Source organism: Bacillus sp. GMa5/1 (assembly GCF_050172015.1).
Taxonomy (GTDB): domain Bacteria; phylum Bacillota; class Bacilli; order Bacillales; family Bacillaceae_G; genus Bacillus_A; species Bacillus_A cereus.
Genome location: NZ_JBNLYC010000058.1, coordinates 1 through 17,674, shown reverse-complemented (window position 1 = coordinate 17,674; position 17,674 = coordinate 1). Strand labels below are relative to the sequence as shown.

Sequence of the window (17,674 nt, the reverse complement as noted above, 5' to 3'; positions counted from 1 at the left end):
TAATCAGTCCCCCCTATTTGAAAGTAATTCATTAATGATTTTTTTAATTTCTTCTCTCTCACCTGAAACTACAAGCATATCTCCTTCTTCAATTACTGTTTCTGGTCCTGGATTAAATAGCTTCTTCATGTTCTTCTTCATAACCGCGATTATTGTTACGCTATATGTTTTTCTTATTTCAAGATCGCCAATTGTTTTTCCGATTGCTGGAGCTGTATTCTCCACTTTGAACCACTCAATCGCTAAACCTTCAAAAACCATCTCAACATTTTCTAACGCCCTAGGCTTATATACCATTCCACCTAATATTGCAGCGATTTGTCTTGCCTCTGAGTCACGTAGTGAAATACTTGAGATGCTTTCTTCATGGTCTGAATCAAAATGATACATTTCTCTACGACCATCATCATGAATGACAATTACCATCTTTTCATTACCTTTCGTAACGATTTGAAACTTATAACCAATACCCGGAAGTTCACTTTCTCTAATATTCATTTTTAGCTCCTCCATAACTTGTTTATTTTAATTTTCTGTTTTTCTGTCTTTTATTCATCCAATCAACTTTAGAAATTCTAACCACTCAGGATATTTGTGATTTGGAAATCTTTTATTGTAATAATAAGTGGACCCTAAAAAGATACTTAAAGATGTAATGATAAAAAATATATTACTTCTCATTTTCAAACTTTCAAGGCTTACTTTCCATAAAGAATCTTCTTTCAAATTATCCCCACCTTCTCGCTTTAAATTTAGTTTTTTAAAATGTAAATAATTCTAAAAATATTACGATGTAACATAATCATAACACAAAAATGTTTTAAGTAACATAATTTTTTAGAAAAATTGATTCTCGTATATTTTTTGCATATAATTTTCTTATTACGAAAAAAAGGAAGTGTATTATATGGTTGATATCTTTAGCAGATTCCTTGAGGTAACGAATAATATTTTATGGTCATATATTCTTATTGCAATGCTAATCGGCTTCGGTCTTTACTTCTCTTTTAAATTAAAATTTGTCCAAATTACTCATTTCAGTGAGATGGTCAGCTTAATTAGTAAAGGGTTTAATCGAAAAGAAAAAAAGAAAGATAGCATCTCACCATTCCAAGCATTTTGCTTAAGTGCAGCAGCACGTATCGGTATCGGAAACTTAGCTGGTGTAGCATTAGCAATTTCAATGGGTGGACCTGGCGCAATATTTTGGATGTGGTTTATCGCAATTATCGGAGCAGCTACTAGTTTTGTAGAATGTACACTTGCGCAAATTTATAAAGTAAAAGATGGAAGTAGGTTCCGTGGTGGACCAGCATATTACATGGAAAAAGGGTTAAACAAACGCTGGATGGGCGTCTGGTTTTCACTTCTTATTACAGTTGCGTACGGATTAATTTTCAATTCAGTGCAAGCAAATACAGTAACAATAGCGTTTGAAAATGCTTTTGGACTAGAGCGAACAATCGTAGGAGCTCTATTAGCCTTATTAGTTGCAGTTATTATTTTTGGTGGCATTAAGAGCATTTCACGTATTACAGAAATGATTGTTCCGCCAATGGCAATCGTTTATATCGGCGTGGCTATTTTTGTCGTTATTAACAACTTCAGTATGTTACCAAGCATTTTCATGGAAATCTTTAACGGTGCATTCGGTTTAGACCAAGCCATCGCTGGTGGTATTGGAGCAGCAATCAAGTTCGGAATTCAGCGCGGTTTATTCGCTACAGAAGCGGGAATGGGTAGTTCTCCTAATGCAGCCGCAACATCTGATGTATCTCACCCTGTAAAACAAGGGCTTGTTCAAGCGTTAGGCGTTTTCGTAGATACATTCTTAGTATGTACATCAACAGCATTTATCGTATTATGTTCTGGACTTTACAAAGGATCAAATTTAGAAGGTATCGAATTAACACAAAACGCATTAAGTTCACAAATTGGACCGTGGGCAAGCACTTTCTTAGCGATTATTATTTTCCTATTCGCTTTCAGTTCACTTCTAGGAAACTACTATTATGGTGAAACAAATATCGCATTCATTAAAGAAAGTAAAACATGGTTAATGATTTATCGTGTTGCAGTTGTCGGAATGGTATTCTTCGGATCAATCGCTGCTCTTAAAACAGTTTGGAGTTTAGCTGATTTATTCATGGGACTAATGGTATTCACAAACTTAATTGCCATCTCATTCCTTAGCAAATTTGCTTACGCTGCATTAGTAGACTATTTGAAGCAAAAGAAACAAGGAAAAGATCCTGTCTTCGTTGCAAACTCTATCCCTGGCTTAAAGAATACAGAGTGCTGGGATGGGCAAGATGTAGAAGAAAAACAAAAGGCTGTTTAACAAACAAAGGCCCTATTACTTCACCGTAATAGGGCCTTTTATTTACAACAGTTCATAATTTGTTCAAATTAATTCCAGCAAAAGGGTTGATTTATAGAGATTACTAGATTATAATGATTATAAATTAGTAATTGATATCACATAACAACTCAAAAGGAGATTGATCATAATGAACAAACAAGTAATCGAAGTATTAAACAAACAAGTAGCAGACTGGAGCGTTTTATTCACAAAACTTCACAACTTCCATTGGTACGTAAAAGGACCTCAATTCTTCACATTACACGAGAAATTCGAAGAACTTTACACAGAATCAGCTACTCACATCGATGAAATTGCAGAACGTATTTTAGCAATTGGCGGCAAACCAGTAGCAACAATGAAAGAATACTTAGAACTATCTTCTATTCAAGAAGCAGCATACGGAGAAACTGCAGAAGGGATGGTCGAAGCAATCATGAAAGACTACGAAATGATGCTAGTCGAACTGAAAAAAGGCATGGAAATCGCTCAAGACTCTGACGATGAAATGACATCTGACCTACTACTAGGCATCTACACAGAACTAGAAAAACACGCTTGGATGCTACGTGCGTTCTTGAATCAATAATAATTAAAAGCGGAAGCGGCTTGCTCAGAATCGCAGGGCATTGGAGCTCTCGACCTTGAAGCGCTTTTTGCTTCGAGCGAGAGAGCGAAATGACCGGAGATTCTAGCCGCTAGAGATGGATATTACTTTAAAGCGGAAGCGGCTCGTTCAGAACAGGAGGGTGTTGGAACTCCTGATTACGAGGCGCTTTTTGCCTCGAAGGAAGGAGTGAAACAACCGACTGTTCTAGCCGCTGGAGCTGGATATTACTTTAAAGCGAAAGCGGCTTGCTCAGAGTCGCTTTTTTCTATAGATTGGTCGCGCATGCTGGTACATGAAATTTATATCAGCGATTTTTCCAATATATCGGCGATTCCCCCCAACATATCAGCGATTTTCCAATTATATCGGCGATTCCCTCCAATATATCAGCGATTTTTTAATTATATCGACTTATCGACAAATCACGACAATATTAACAAACACCTCTCCCCTACTTTTATCAATATATTACAATCTCATCTATGTTAAAATATAGGAAACACCCTTTAGCATCATAGACCCAAAAAGCTTTTCCAAATTCATCATTTACTACTTAAATGACGGGAGTGGTTCAGTTGAAAGACTACTTAATTAGAGCATTTTTTGCGTTAATAACAGTTGGGATTCTCTTACTTATAGCTAATCTTTTCAATATACGTGTCGAGGTTAAGGACTATGCTTTCCTCGTTGTCGTAGCAATTGGTGGCGGCTGGGGTGGCTGGTACCTGTATAAAAAACAAAGCAATCAAAATGATAAAGGCATTCCAAAGTAATATGGAATGCCTCTTTTATTGCCTTCTGTAATAAATAATGAAATTCAGACCACTAATACAACCAATCGCAATAAACATACAAAACGATTGTGGATCTCCACCTAGATTATACTCATCAACGATAAACCCAGACATAAACAACGTTATCGCGGAAACACCGATACACAATACCGAGATAAACCAAAGCGAAAATTCATTAATCAACTCTTTCTTCTGTCTCAAAACAATTAGCATAACAAGAATAGATGCTGCTAAAATACTTTTAAAGACCGGTCTTAAATACACAAACTCCTCCATCTCTTTCTCCTTTTCCAAAAACATTACATCTAAAATTAACATATTTAACCAAATTAAAACACATGCCATCTTAAATTAAAACGACATGTGTTTCCGTATTTGCTATGATAGTTGCTTCCACTTCGTTCCCAAAACAGGACGCTCATAATTTTGGATTGCATGAATCAGTTTATCTGCTGTCTCTGCTGAAACGATCAATTCTTTATTTGATGGATTCATAAATCCTTCTTCCGCTGCACGTTCAACCATTTGCAAAATTGGTCCGTAAAAACCTTTTATGTTTAATAAACCAACCGGCTTATTATGTATACCAATTTGTGACCAACATACAACTTCAAATAGTTCTTCAAACGTTCCGTATCCGCCTGGAAGCGCAATAAAAGCATCTGCAAGCTCTGCCATTTTAGCTTTACGTTCGTGCATCGTCTCTACTTCAATTAATTCTGTTAATCCTGTATGCACAATTTCTCCTCGGAATAGACCGCGCGGCATAACACCTGTTACACGTCCACCTAAACGAAGAACTTCGTTTGCTACTTCTCCCATTAATCCGACACATGAACCACCGTATACGAGCTCATAGTCGTTCTCAACAAACATTTTACCTAACTGAATTGCCTGCTCTTTAAATTCTGGTCTCTCCCCTAAATTAGAACCTGCAAACACACAAATCTTTCTCATCCCTACACCCCGAAACTATATATTGTTATGATACAATGAACATTGTACAACATATTGAGGAGATGAGGAAGAAATGGATATCGTTGCATTTCAAAGATGGGTTGAGGAATTTTACGAAAAACGAAGCTGGTCACAGTATAATGCCTTTATTCGCTTAAATTTCTTAACCGAGGAAGTTGGGGAAGTTTCACGAGTCGTTCGTGCTATTGAAATTGGCCGCGATCGCCCTGATGAAGATGCGAAAACAGAAGAAGAGCTAAAACAAGAACTAAAAGAAGAACTTGGCGATGTACTATCTAACCTTATTATTCTTTCGCAAAAATATGATTTAGACTTACAAGACATTATGGATGCACACGTCACAAAGCTTTCGAAAAGGTTCGAAGTATCTAAATGAGAATATTATCAATTATGTTATAATATTCTTGTCACAATACTAAGGGGGATTTTATGTTATCAAAAAAATTGCACGACGCATTAAATGAACAAATGAACTTTGAATTTTACTCTGCCCATGCTTATATGGCAATGGCTGCTTACTGTACAGCTGAGAGCTATGATGGATTCGCTAACTTTTTCCTTGTACAAGCTGAAGAAGAACGTTTCCACGCAATGAAGCTTTACAACTATATTAATGACCGCGGAGAGCGCGCTATTATTACTGGATTTGATAATCCGAATAACGAATACGAATCTGTATTAAACGCTTTTGAAGTCGCACTTGAGCACGAGCGTGAAGTAACGAAACGTATTTACAACTTATCTGATATCGCTTGGGACGAGCGTGAACATGCAACAATTACATTCTTAAAATGGTTCGTTGACGAACAAGTTGAAGAAGAAGCTTCATTCGATAGCATCATTCAAAAATTAAAACGTATTACAAGCGATTCAAACGCACTGTTTATGCTAGATGCTGAATTAGAGAAACGTACATTTACGCCTCCAGCTGAATAATATTTCAATCACCTTAATACATGAATTAAGGTGATTTTTTTGTTTGCTCTCTATCTTAAAATCACCTTAAATTTCCTCATATTTGACATAGTGCCAGCTATAAAATGGTATTATTTTCAATATAAAAACGAATATACGAGGAGAGGAAAAATGAATCAACGTGTAGAAGCTGTTGATGCAATTCGTGGTTTCGCTTTGTTTGGCATTTTACTAGTCAATATGACATTAATTCAATTCGGGTTCTTCACCAGTGAAAAACCAACTTATCTATTCGGCGATCTTGATAAAGGCGCTAATTGGTTTATTCAATTCTTCGGCACACATAACTTTATATCCCTATTTTCTTTTCTATTTGGACTTAGCATTATTTTGTTACAAAAAAGTATTATCGCAAAAGGAAAAAAATTCTTCCCCACATACATAAGACGTATTATCATTCTTTTACTACTCGGCTACATTCACGGCACTTTTGTTTGGGAGGGCGATATTTTATTTGCATACGGAATAATTGGAATTTTCTTAATGATGTTCATCAATCGAAAACCGAAAACTTTGCTCATTTGGGCGATTATTCTACTCGCACTTATTACACTTATGTCTTATCAAACTGATCCATCTACAAATATAAATGATTTAGCACCTTATACTGAAAAAGAACATAAAGTCCATCAAACTGGAAGCTATATGGATCACGTCAACTTTAGATTGACTGAAAATCCTTTTGATTACATGGGAATTGACGGTGCATTCGGATTATTTTTCATATCAGTTTTCGCAATAATTTTTATGTCTCCACTGTTCCTACTCGGAATGTATGTAGGGAAAAAAGGCTGGCTATTTGAGGTCAATAAACATATACCTGCTGTCAAAAAAATATGGTTTGCCACCGGTCTCTTCTCTTTTACAATTAAAATCTTAGCTATGTTCGTAAAGCACCCGCTTTTAATTATGTTACAAGATGGCCTTACACCAGTAACTATGACCTTCTTTTACGGAAGCACAATCATTTTATTATTCCATTACAAAAAAGCAACCCGTCTACTAACATACATGGCGAACATGGGGAAAATGTCCGTTAGTAATTACTTAGCGCAATCTATTATCGCAACAACTATTTTTTACGCATATGGATTTGGCTTATACGGGAAAATCGGCTATTTCTTCGGTATTCTTTTAACCATCGGAATTTATACGATTCAATTATTCGTTAGCACCTATTGGCTCCAGAAATACCGAATGGGGCCAGTGGAATATGTGTGGAGACTGGGAACTTATTTAGAGAAACCACGTTTTAAAAGAGACTTGGATAAAGCAAGTTAAACAAAAAAAGCAATGAGCCTACGCTCATTGCTTTTCTTAATTTATTAAAGCATAACCCCAACGATAATCGCTGATAATATACTTACTAATGTTGCACCGTATACAAGTTTTAAACCGAATGATGATACAACGTTTGCTTGTTTGCCATCGATACTCTTCGTTGCACCTGCGATAATTCCGATAGATGAGAAGTTCGCAAATGATACAAGGAAGATAGATAAAATACCTACTGTACGAGCTGATAAATCACCAGCTACTTTACCAAGGTCAAGCATTGCAACGAATTCGTTCGTTACTAATTTTGTTGCCATAATTTGTCCTGCTTGTAGCATCTCTGATGTTGGAATACCCATTACGAATGCTAATGGTGAGAAGATATATCCTAAAATGCTTTGGAATGTGATTCCGAAAATTGAATCGAATACACCGTTAATTGCTGTAATTAATGCTACGAAACCGATTAACATCGCCGCTACTGTTACAGCGATTGAGAAACCAAGCATAATATATTCGCCTAACATTTCAAAGAATGTTTGTTTCTTGTCTTCTTGTAATTCTAAAATATCGTCTTCTTCTTTTACTTCATATGGATTAATGATATGAACGATAATGAATCCACTGAATAAGTTTAATACAAGTGCCGTTACTACATATTTTGGATCAATCATTTTCATATAAGAACCGACGATTGACATCGATACTGTAGACATTGAAGATGCACAAAGTGTGTATAAGCGATTTTTCGGTAATTTGCTTAGTTGATCTTTTACTGTAATGAATACTTCCCCTTGACCAACGATTGCAGCTGCTACCGCATTATATGATTCTAGTTTTCCTAAACCGTTAACTTTACTTAATAGAAAACCGACTGCACGAATGATAATCGGTAAAACTTTAATATGTTGCAGAATCCCGATTAATACTGCTAAGAAAATAATCGGTAATAATACTGTTAAGAAGAATGGTGCTTGTCCATCGTTTGCTAGACCACCAAATACGAAATTAACCCCAGCTTCCGCAAATTTTAAAATAGCGCCAAATCCATCTGCGATTCCTTTTACTAATACGAATCCGACCTTTGTATTTAGTAAGAAATACGCAAGTACCAATTGAATGACAAGCATAAGTGCAATTGGTTTATATTTAATTTTCTTACGATCTGAACTGATAAGGAAACCTAGTACAAACACTACAAGTAAACCGACTAGAAACATTACGAACTTCATATGTGAATCCTCCACTTCTCCCACGAGTTATTGGTCGTATAACGTATAACGAATGACGTCTGACCATTGTTGTTAAAAAAATTTAAAACCCCTAAAACTATTCAACTGTCATCTAAAATCAGTAAGCGTTTACATAAATTGCAATTTATAAAAGGTAGCTTCTTCTCTCCTACCATAATTGAAAGTCTGAAATTGATACCACCTACAAATCAAATTGTAAGCGTTATCTAGACGAAATGCAATATAAATTTTAAAAGATTTTTATATGTTAATATATTCCTAATTAATTGGTTTTTTCATGCAAATTTACCATAAAAATAGCCCTAGCTATGAGCTAGAGCCATCTTTTTTTATAACATAACACCAACGATAATCGCTGATAGAATACTTACTAATGTCGCACCGTACACAAGGCGTAGACCAAATGATGATACAACATTTGATTGATTTTCATCGATACCTTTCGTTGCACCTGCGATAATTCCGATAGATGAGAAGTTCGCAAATGATACAAGGAATACAGAAAGGATACCAACTGTACGAGCCGATAAATCACCAGCTACTTTTCCAAGATCAAGCATTGCAACAAACTCGTTTGATACTAATTTTGTTGCCATAATTTGTCCCGCTGTTACCATCTCAGCTTGCGGGATACCCATTACGAATGCTAATGGTGAGAAAATATATCCTAAAATAGCTTGGAATGTAATACCGAACATTGAATCAAACAAGCTATTAATTGCTGTAATTAATGCTACGAAACCAAGTAACATAGCCGCTACTGTAATCGCAATCGTGAAACCAAGCATAATGTACTCGCTTAGCATTTCAAAGAATGATTGTTTTTTCTTATTTTCTAATTTCAGTGTATCTTCTTCTTCTGTAATATCGTACGGGTTAATAATATGAATGATAATGAAACCACTAAATAAATTTAATACAAGTGCTGTTACTACATATTTCGGTTCGATCATTTTCATATAAGAACCAACGATTGACATCGACACTGTCGACATAGAAGATGCACATAATGTATATAAACGATGTTTTGGGATTTTACTTAATTGATCTTTTACTGTAATAAATACTTCTGCTTGTCCAACAATGGCAGCTGCTACTGCATTATATGATTCTAGTTTTCCTAGACCATTTACTTTACTTAACAACGTACCAATAGCACGAATAAATATCGGTAAAATTTTAAAGTGTTGCAGAATTCCGATTAAAACCGCAAAGAATACGATTGGTAATAGCGCTGTTAAGAAGAATGAAACCTCTCCTTTATTAACAAGACCACCAAATACGAAAACGATTCCAGCTTCCGCATATCCAAGAAGTGCGCCAAATCCATCTGAAATTCCTTTTACTAAAATATAACCAACTTGCGTATTTAATAAGAAATAAGATAATGCTAGCTGAATAATAAGCATAATTACGATTGGTTTATACTTAATCTTCTTTCGATCGGCACTTATAAGAAAACCGAGTACAAATACAACGAGTAATCCTACAAGGAACATAACAAACTTCATTAATAAAATCCTCCATTTAACTCTTCATTAACGTTGAACGTCTGACCATTCAAAACAAGAAATAATCCGAACTTTCCATTTCTCCTCCGTAACCTTCGATTGGATAGGAAATGTCATAAAAACTCTTGTTTCAAAGGCATTTTCCATTCTAACATAAATCACAACTCATATCCGCACTTTTCTTTAAAAAATTACATTTAATTATGAAATGCTCATAAATGTTCGTCTTTTACCATCTATAAACAACTGGATAAAACAAAAAATGAGCATCAAGTTTCACTTGATGCTCACCTCATTATACTGCTTTTTCTTTATCAGCTACTGCTGACTTATCCCAGCACTCTGTATTTTTCAAACCTGGAATAGAATCCGCATAGAATACCGGATCTTTCCCTTGTTTCTTTTGCTTTACGTAATCTGATAATGCCGCAAAAGCATACTTAGAGAGGAATACAATCGCCACTAAGTTAATAACAGCCATAATACCCATGAATAAATCTGCTACATCCCAAACGATTTGAATTGTCGCTACAGATCCTAACATAACCATACCAAGTACAGCAATGCGGTACGCTGTTAATAGCACTTTACTTCCATTTAAGAATTCAATATTTGTTTCACCATAGTAGTAGTTACCTACTAATGAACTAAATGCAAACAAGAAGATTGCAACTGCTACAAATATAGAAGCCCATGGACCGATATGTTGACTTAACGCCTGCTGCGTTAATTGAATTCCATTTAAATCAGCTGCATTATGCACATCTGATAAAAGAATAATAAATGCTGTACAACTACAAATTAATAATGTATCTGTAAATACCCCTAAAGTTTGAATAAAACCTTGTTTAACTGGATGCGTTACGTTTGCAGTCGCTGCTGCGTTCGGCGCACTACCCATACCTGCTTCATTTGAGAATAACCCACGTTTTACCCCTAATAAAATCGCAGCTCCTAATCCTCCGCCTACTACTTCTTTAATTCCGAAAGCATGTAAGAAAATTTCTTTAAATACATATGGAATTGACGTAATGTTTGTTACGACAACGAATAATGCCACTGCTACATAAATAATTGCCATTACTGGAACAATCATTTCAACCGCGCGTGCAATTCGTTTTACTCCACCGAAAATAATAACTGCAAGTAAACCAGCCATAACAAGACCGACTAATCTACTATCTGTTTTGAATGCCCCATCAAAAGCTGCCGCTACAGTATTAGACTGTACAGCATTAAAAATCAATCCGAAACTTACTGTTATTAGAACAGAGAACACAACACCTAACCAGCGTTTATTTAAACCCTTTTCCATATAATACGCTGGGCCCCCACGGAATGCATTCCCATCTTTCACTTTATAAATTTGCGCTAATGTGCTCTCTACAAATGCAGAAGCACCCCCAATTACCGCGATTAACCACATCCAAAATACTGCTCCTGGACCACCCGCTGAGATTGCGATAGCTACACCAGCTAAGTTACCAGTACCTACACGAGAAGCTGTACTCATACAAAATGCTTGGAATGATGATACGCCACTCTTCTCTTTTTGCGCTTTTCTCGTTTTCGAGCTTGCTCCATCCCCAAGTAATCGAATCATTTCACCGAAGTAACGAACTTGGACAAATTTCACACGAAATGAAAAATAGAGCCCTAACCCAATTAACATCGCAATAATGACATATGACCAAAGGATATTATTTACATCCCCAATTACCCTAGCTAAAAAATCCATATTTGCATTGCCCCCTCTTCCTAACAATAAGAAAATTATATTCTAAAAACTTTTAGTAATCAAGAACTTTATGTTAGGTTTCATGACATGAATACGTTAACTATATTAACATACTTGTTTTTTTCATAAAAATATAGCTATTACATGCATTTATCCAATACTCAATCTCTTATCCTCTTCGCCCAGCCATACTTTTAAAACAGTACGTTCTCCACAAATAACGAGAGGAACAAACAAAAAAGTTATATTAATAATTACCCCTCACCCTTTTCATCATTTACTACAACAAAAAAGGCGAGCATCAAATTTACCTCGATGCTCGCCTTTTCAATTACACTGCTTTTTCTTTATCTGTTACCACTGGCTTATCCCAGCACTCTGTATTCGTTAAACCAGGAATAGAATCTGCACTGAAGACTGGATCTTTCCCTTGTTTCTTTTGCCTTACATAGTCTGTTAATGCCGCGTACGCAAATCGGCCAAGAAGTGTAATCGCAATTAAGTTCGTTATTACCATTAGACCCATAAATAAGTCTGCCATATTCCATACAACTTGAAGCGTCGCAACAGAACCGAATAATACCATTCCAACTACCGCAATACGGTAAATTGTTAACCACGTTTTGCTTTGCTTAATAAATTCAATATTTGTTTCACCATAGTAGTAGTTTCCTAGAAGTGAACTGAAAGCGAATAAGAAAATAATAATCGCTAAGAAACTGCTCGCCCATGGGCCAATTTGTGAGCTTAATGCATTTTGTGTTAGTTCAATACCTTCTAAATTCGTTGCTTTATATGCACCAGAACATAGTACGATAAATGCTGTTGATGTACATACTAAGAATGTATCTACTAAAACCCCAATTGTTTGAATAAAACCTTGTTTGGCTGGATGCGTTACATCAGCTGTTGCTGCCGCGTTCGGCGCACTACCCATACCTGCTTCGTTCGCAAATAATCCGCGCTGAATACCATATTTCATCGCAGCACCGATACCACCGCCTACAGCTGAATCTAAACCAAATGCACCTTTAAAGATTTCTGTAAACACATCTGGTAGTAAATAGAAGTTTTTAATAACAACGAAAATCGCTACCGCAATATAAAGAATTGCCATTGGCGGAACAATCATTTCCGACATACGTGCAATACTTTTTACACCACCAAAAATAATAACCGCAACTAATACTGCTAATACAATCCCAACAACGTAACGCTCAATACCAAATGCATTTTTAAACGCTAATGTAACTGTGTTTGCTTGTACTGAGTTGAAAATTAAACCGTAACTAATTGTAATCAGAATAGAGAACCAAATCCCCATCCAACGTTTATTTAAACCTTTTTCCATATAATAAGCAGGACCACCACGGAAGCCACTGCCATCTTTTATTTTATAAATTTGTGCAAGCGTACTTTCTACGAAACTTGAAGAAGCCCCGATAATCGCAATAACCCACATCCAAAATACTGCTCCAGGTCCTCCCATAGAAATAGCTAACGCTACACCAGCTAAGTTACCGATACCAATACGAGCTGCAGAACTCATACAAAATGCTTGGAAAGAAGATACACTGCCTTTTTTACGTGTCTTTCCAGTTAACCCATCACTCATTAAACGAATCATTTCCCCTAAATGAGTAATTTGTACGAATTTCAATTTAATAGAAAAATAAAGCCCTAAACCAATTAACATTGCAATAAGAATATATGACCAAAGAATTGTATTTGTTGATGAAATAAATTGCTCTAAAATATTCATACAATTAACCCCTCCTTTTCTCCATAAAACGAATTATATTTAAAAAACATTCAAAAATCAACATTTTTCGACAATTTGCAATTTCCAAATATTAGCCAGGTTCACAGTAACAATATCTTTATGACTGACTACCCTCCCTCTAACTGTGCATACTAAAACAAAAAATAAATTCACAAACAACCCTATTGACAAAAATACCAACCTGTAACTATAATGATTACAACAGGTTGTAACAAACCTAATTACAACAAATTCATTTACTTTCAGATATACACTTTAACAAAACACTTTGGAGGGATTTATTATGAAAATCGGAATTATCGGAGCAACTGGTAAAGCAGGAAGTCGTATTTTAAAAGAAGCATTGGATCGCGGACATGAAGTAACTGCAATCGTAAGAAACGCTGCAAAAATTACAGAAGAAAACGTAAAAGTTTTAGAGAAAGATGTATTCTCTCTTACATCTAACGACCTGCAGGCATTTGACGTAGTTGTAAATGCATTCGGTGCTCCAGCAGGCGAAGAACACCTTCACGTAGATGCAGGAAACGTACTTATTGAAGCTATGAAAGGCGCACCAAATACAAAATTACTTGTAGTTGGAGGCGCTGGAAGCTTATTTGTAGACGAAGAGAAAACAACACGTGTATTTGAGACACCAGGTTTCCCGAAAGAATATCTTGCAACAGCTCAAAACCAAGGTAAAAACTTAGAAATTTTACAACAAACAAATGATATCACTTGGACATTCATCAGCCCTTCTGCACTATTCGCATTAGGAAAACGCACTGGTTCTTACAAAGCTGGCAAAGACAATCTTCTTGTTAACTCAAAAGGTGATAGCTACGTAAGTTACGAAGACTTCGCAGTTGCAGCACTTGATGAGATTGAAAACCCAAAACATGTAAACGAACGCTTCACAGTAGTTTCTGAAGCTGAATAATAAAAAAGCTCGTAAAACATAATGTTTTACGAGCTTTTTCTTATTATTGCACTTGCTCTAAACCATTTGGAGTAATCTTAAAGGAAATTTCTTTAAACTTTTTCTTATCTCCTTTTCCAACTAACTCACTCTTTTTATACCAACTTAAACGATCTGACTCGGCATGATACACTTTCAATACGTCACCATACTCGAACGCCATACCATTTACTTGTTCTGCAAAATTCTGCGAAGTTTCTTGTCCTTCTGCGGTTACATGCTTTTTCTCAGTTCCATTTTGATCATAAATCGTAAGGCCTATATACTGTTCATTTACAAAGCGATAATGAATCTCATCATTTGTAAATGTTGCATGTAATTTCTTTTCAGCGTGGTTTAACGTAATAATTGAACGTGTAACATCGGACACACCTTGATAGACTAGACTATCCCCATATGTCACTTCTACAGGAACTTCCGTCACTTTCTTATTTCCAAAACGATCTTTCGTTTCTACTTTCACTGTTTGCTGACCAATTTTTGTCATATCTATTTTCCCTACAAAATCTACTACTTCTCCACCCTGTACTTCAACAAAGTTCTTCACGTCTAGCGTTTCGCTATTTGTTCCGATTACTACTTGCTGCGGATTTGCTTTTACTGTTTGCTCACCGTCTAATCTTTCAAATCCATTTTCAGTTATTTTGAAGACTAATTCCTTTATCTCTTTACTTTTTCCTTCGCCCACATATACATCTTTTTGATACCAATGTAAACGAGAAGATTCCGCATGATATACTTTCACTACATCTCCATACTCAAATGCAATTCCATTTACTTCCTTAGCAAATTCTTGCGTATTCTCTAAACCTTTTACTGCTATATTTTTCTTCACTCTTCCTTCTTTATCGTACAATGTGAATTCAAAATACTTTTCATCTTTAAAGTAATCATGAATTAGGTTCTTTGTATCTGTCGCACTCAGTTTTTTCGTATCATGATGCAAAGTTACAATTGATTTTAAGTCACCATCTCTATAGCTTAGCCCATATACAAGTAGGCTATCTCCATATGTTACTGTTAGAGGAACTTCTGTCACTTTCTTATTTCCAAATCGATCTTTCGTTTCTACTTTTACTTTTTGTTCTCCGATTTTTGATGTATTTGGTTTTTCTGCAAAACCAACCACTTCTCCATTTTTTACTTGTACAAATTCTTTCGGATCTAGTTTGTCTACATCCATTCCGACTACTACTTTTTGCGGTTTCGCCGTCACTTCTTGTAAACTATCTTTTAATTCGAACCCTTGCTCAGTGATTTGGAATAATTTCTCTTTTTTATTTTTAGCCTTCCCTTGATCTACAAGTGTATTATTTTGGTACCACTTCAGACGATCCGGTTCTGCATGGAATACTTTTACTACATCACCATATTCAAAATCCAATTCATTTAGTTCCATCGCAAATCTTTTTCCCGTTTCTTGTCCTTCTGCAGATACGCGTTTCTTTTCAATCCCATTTCGATCATATAGCGTTAAGCCCATATATTCTTCTTTTTCAAAACGGTAATGTATTTCATTATTAGTAAAGTTTACATTTAATTTCTTCTTATTGTGGTGAAGTGTCACTGTCGACATTACATCATCTGAAAGTCCTTGAAAAACTATACTGTCATCATAAAATCCGTTAACTTGGACAGGAATTGAATTTTTATTTCCTTTCTCATCCCCAATTTCTACTAACACTTCCTGTTTACCATTCTCTAGTTTAGGCCATACAATCTTTCCTGTTACTTTTACATTCTCACCTAAATTTCGAACAAGTTTACTTGCTTCATTCTCGTCAGAATCTGTACCAACTAAAAGATTTTGTACTTCATTAGCAGGTTCACCATATGGAACCTTATACGGTTCAACTTGCTTCTCACGAATATCATTACTATCTGTAGCTTTCCAGATTTCCTTTTCTAATTTAGGTAACTTTGATTTTTCTATTTTCTCTCTAATATCATCATTTGGTGTTAATCCCCATTCCTCAAAGAAAGGAATTAAATTTTGCCCTGCCACTTGCGATGTCATATAAATAAATAGCTGCTTTTTCTCTTCATCAGAATGAGGCATTTCACTCTGAGGTAACAAACGATAAGCTTGATGTAACCTAGGATAAAAATGTTCTCCATACACTACATTTAATTGCCAAAACATTGTAAGAGGATTAATGTCATCAATGAATCTTTCTGCTTTAGGCTTCTCTAAATACTCAAATGAGTTTTTATAGTGCTCATCCATTTCTAATTGATTCCCTAACGCCTTTTGAACAGCTAATGAGTAAATATTTACTGTTACTTCCCTTACTTTAGACCACTTCCACGGTTCTTGCTGATGTAAATGACCAACTTCATGCCACGGTCCCCATCCATCCTTCTCAAGTACCTCTATATCTAAAACTCTATTCATTGCAGTTGGAATATATCCTGTATGATAATGTTTTGCAAACATAAAGTCCCCTTTAGCAGGCTTCCGTTTTTCAACAAACTGAACATAATGAGTTGGAGATTTTGCAACCCCAACACTGTCCTCAGATAATCCTGCCACTGCGTTTTCTAAACGGATAATCTTATCATGCAATTTCATTAAATCTGTTGGATCCGTATTCTTCATATATTTCTGCACAGAATCGTAAGTAGTAGTAATTAAGCTTCTCTCACCTTTTAATTCAACTGCATAAGGATCCTTATATTTTTTTAACATTTCATCCCAATCTTTTTTTGTATGCTTACTTAAAATAAATAAAGGAAAGTGACTACCACCATTTGTAACGGAAGCTGTTACTTCTCCTTCGTTATTCATATTATAAAAATATAAAATACCGCCTCTTGAAGATGAAATAACATTTTTCCCTGGTTTTAAATCAAACTCCTCTGGGTCCTTTTCATCATAAGATCTCGTTCCAATAAAAGCTTGGATAGACTGCGTTCCTTTTATGTCAATTGTAATCTCTTCATTTGGCTCTGCATAAATTCCAGTCGGTTCATTAGCGGAAAGTTTCCAAGTAACTCTTAAACGATTATTTTCTTCTACGCTACCTTTCCCCGGCAACTGAAATACTCTCTGCTCAAACTTATTCTCTTTTACCTCTTCTAATTTCCCACCTTTATTTTCTTCCAAAGGTGCTGCATATCCTTTCGATGCTTCGAAAGCTACTGGCGATAATAATGTAGATATACATATTCCAGCTACTAATACCCTACTCGTCTTTTTCTTCGACATAATCTGTGTCCCCTGTTCCTTTATTTAGATAAACTACCCTATATATTCATCTAATAAGTAATCCTATTATTTCTATAAAAACATTTGATGAATGGACTAACACCTCGCGCACCTGTATCTATTACTACCGCATTTCTCTCCATGCATTCGCTTTCTTACATTGTAAAATTTTTATGTAATATGCCCTCCTCACTTCTCTCTATTTGTGATGAGTTCTCTTGCTACA

The 17,674-nt window shown here is 35.6% G+C and carries 15 protein-coding genes; 7 read left to right on the top strand and 8 right to left on the bottom strand.

From position 1 onward, the window contains the following. Positions 1-3: 3 nt before the first annotated feature. The gene (locus ACQGSG_RS15300) at positions 4-498 is read right to left on the bottom strand and encodes a cation:proton antiporter regulatory subunit (protein ID WP_001026075.1); all 495 of its coding nucleotides are present in this window, start codon (positions 496-498) and stop codon (positions 4-6) included. Between the two features lie 409 nt (positions 499-907). Between ACQGSG_RS15300 and ACQGSG_RS15295 the strand changes: the two genes are divergently transcribed. The 3 genes from ACQGSG_RS15295 to ACQGSG_RS15285 all read left to right on the top strand — a co-directional run bounded on the left by ACQGSG_RS15295 (position 908) and on the right by ACQGSG_RS15285 (position 3,745). Beyond that, a complete protein-coding gene (locus ACQGSG_RS15295; RefSeq protein ID WP_000227591.1) occupies positions 908-2,341 on the top strand; it encodes an alanine/glycine:cation symporter family protein in 1,434 nt (477 codons plus the stop codon). A gap of 169 nt (positions 2,342-2,510) precedes the next feature. Then, complete coding sequence (locus ACQGSG_RS15290) at positions 2,511-2,951, top strand: Dps family protein (protein WP_001041895.1); 441 nt, start codon at positions 2,511-2,513, stop codon at positions 2,949-2,951. Positions 2,952-3,547: 596 nt separating this feature from the next. Next, positions 3,548-3,745, top strand: a complete 198-nt coding sequence (locus ACQGSG_RS15285; protein WP_325842565.1) for a hypothetical protein — start codon at positions 3,548-3,550, stop codon at positions 3,743-3,745. Between the two features lie 15 nt (positions 3,746-3,760). Here ACQGSG_RS15285 and ACQGSG_RS15280 read toward each other — a convergent pair whose 3' ends face one another. Together ACQGSG_RS15280 and ACQGSG_RS15275 are read right to left on the bottom strand one after the other, a co-directional pair. Next, positions 3,761-4,042, bottom strand: coding sequence for a hypothetical protein (locus ACQGSG_RS15280; RefSeq protein ID WP_000390910.1), 282 nt, complete (start codon positions 4,040-4,042; stop codon positions 3,761-3,763). Between the two features lie 102 nt (positions 4,043-4,144). Beyond that, positions 4,145-4,708, bottom strand: a complete 564-nt coding sequence (locus tag ACQGSG_RS15275) for a TIGR00730 family Rossman fold protein (RefSeq protein ID WP_002062664.1) — start codon at positions 4,706-4,708, stop codon at positions 4,145-4,147. 88 nt (positions 4,709-4,796) lie between these two features. On the opposite strand from ACQGSG_RS15275, the gene ACQGSG_RS15270 reads away from it, so the two are divergent. The 3 genes from ACQGSG_RS15270 (at position 4,797) to ACQGSG_RS15260 (ending at position 7,000) form a co-directional block, all read left to right on the top strand. Next, positions 4,797-5,120 carry a MazG nucleotide pyrophosphohydrolase domain-containing protein gene (locus ACQGSG_RS15270; protein ID WP_000355749.1) on the top strand — a complete coding sequence of 108 codons (324 nt, stop codon included), beginning with the start codon at positions 4,797-4,799 and terminating at the stop codon, positions 5,118-5,120. A gap of 53 nt (positions 5,121-5,173) precedes the next feature. Beyond that, positions 5,174-5,680: a ferritin gene (locus ACQGSG_RS15265; RefSeq protein ID WP_000949403.1), complete on the top strand. Its 507-nt coding sequence runs from the start codon at positions 5,174-5,176 to the stop codon at positions 5,678-5,680. A gap of 150 nt (positions 5,681-5,830) precedes the next feature. Continuing rightward, positions 5,831-7,000, top strand: coding sequence for a DUF418 domain-containing protein (locus ACQGSG_RS15260; RefSeq protein ID WP_053514361.1), 1,170 nt, complete (start codon positions 5,831-5,833; stop codon positions 6,998-7,000). Between the two features lie 44 nt (positions 7,001-7,044). Here the strand turns inward: ACQGSG_RS15260 and ACQGSG_RS15255 are convergent, their stop codons facing one another. The 4 genes from ACQGSG_RS15255 to ACQGSG_RS15240 all read right to left on the bottom strand — a co-directional run bounded on the left by ACQGSG_RS15255 (position 7,045) and on the right by ACQGSG_RS15240 (position 13,258). Continuing rightward, on the bottom strand, positions 7,045-8,226 hold the full coding sequence (locus ACQGSG_RS15255; protein WP_000673874.1) for a NupC/NupG family nucleoside CNT transporter: 1,182 nt from the start codon (positions 8,224-8,226) through the stop codon (positions 7,045-7,047). 350 nt (positions 8,227-8,576) lie between these two features. Beyond that, the gene (locus ACQGSG_RS15250; protein ID WP_214631736.1) at positions 8,577-9,758 is read right to left on the bottom strand and encodes a NupC/NupG family nucleoside CNT transporter; all 1,182 of its coding nucleotides are present in this window, start codon (positions 9,756-9,758) and stop codon (positions 8,577-8,579) included. Positions 9,759-10,053: 295 nt separating this feature from the next. Beyond that, the gene (locus ACQGSG_RS15245) at positions 10,054-11,496 is read right to left on the bottom strand and encodes an alanine/glycine:cation symporter family protein (protein ID WP_000346417.1); all 1,443 of its coding nucleotides are present in this window, start codon (positions 11,494-11,496) and stop codon (positions 10,054-10,056) included. Positions 11,497-11,827: 331 nt separating this feature from the next. Beyond that, positions 11,828-13,258 carry an alanine/glycine:cation symporter family protein gene (locus ACQGSG_RS15240; RefSeq protein WP_087948316.1) on the bottom strand — a complete coding sequence of 477 codons (1,431 nt, stop codon included), beginning with the start codon at positions 13,256-13,258 and terminating at the stop codon, positions 11,828-11,830. Between the two features lie 304 nt (positions 13,259-13,562). Between ACQGSG_RS15240 and ACQGSG_RS15235 the strand changes: the two genes are divergently transcribed. Beyond that, positions 13,563-14,201, top strand: coding sequence for an NAD(P)-dependent oxidoreductase (locus tag ACQGSG_RS15235; protein WP_000689896.1), 639 nt, complete (start codon positions 13,563-13,565; stop codon positions 14,199-14,201). A gap of 43 nt (positions 14,202-14,244) precedes the next feature. On the opposite strand, the gene ACQGSG_RS15230 is transcribed toward ACQGSG_RS15235, so the two are convergent. After that, positions 14,245-17,448 carry a putative mucin/carbohydrate-binding domain-containing protein gene (locus ACQGSG_RS15230; protein WP_426947582.1) on the bottom strand — a complete coding sequence of 1,068 codons (3,204 nt, stop codon included), beginning with the start codon at positions 17,446-17,448 and terminating at the stop codon, positions 14,245-14,247. Positions 17,449-17,674 lie beyond the last annotated feature (226 nt).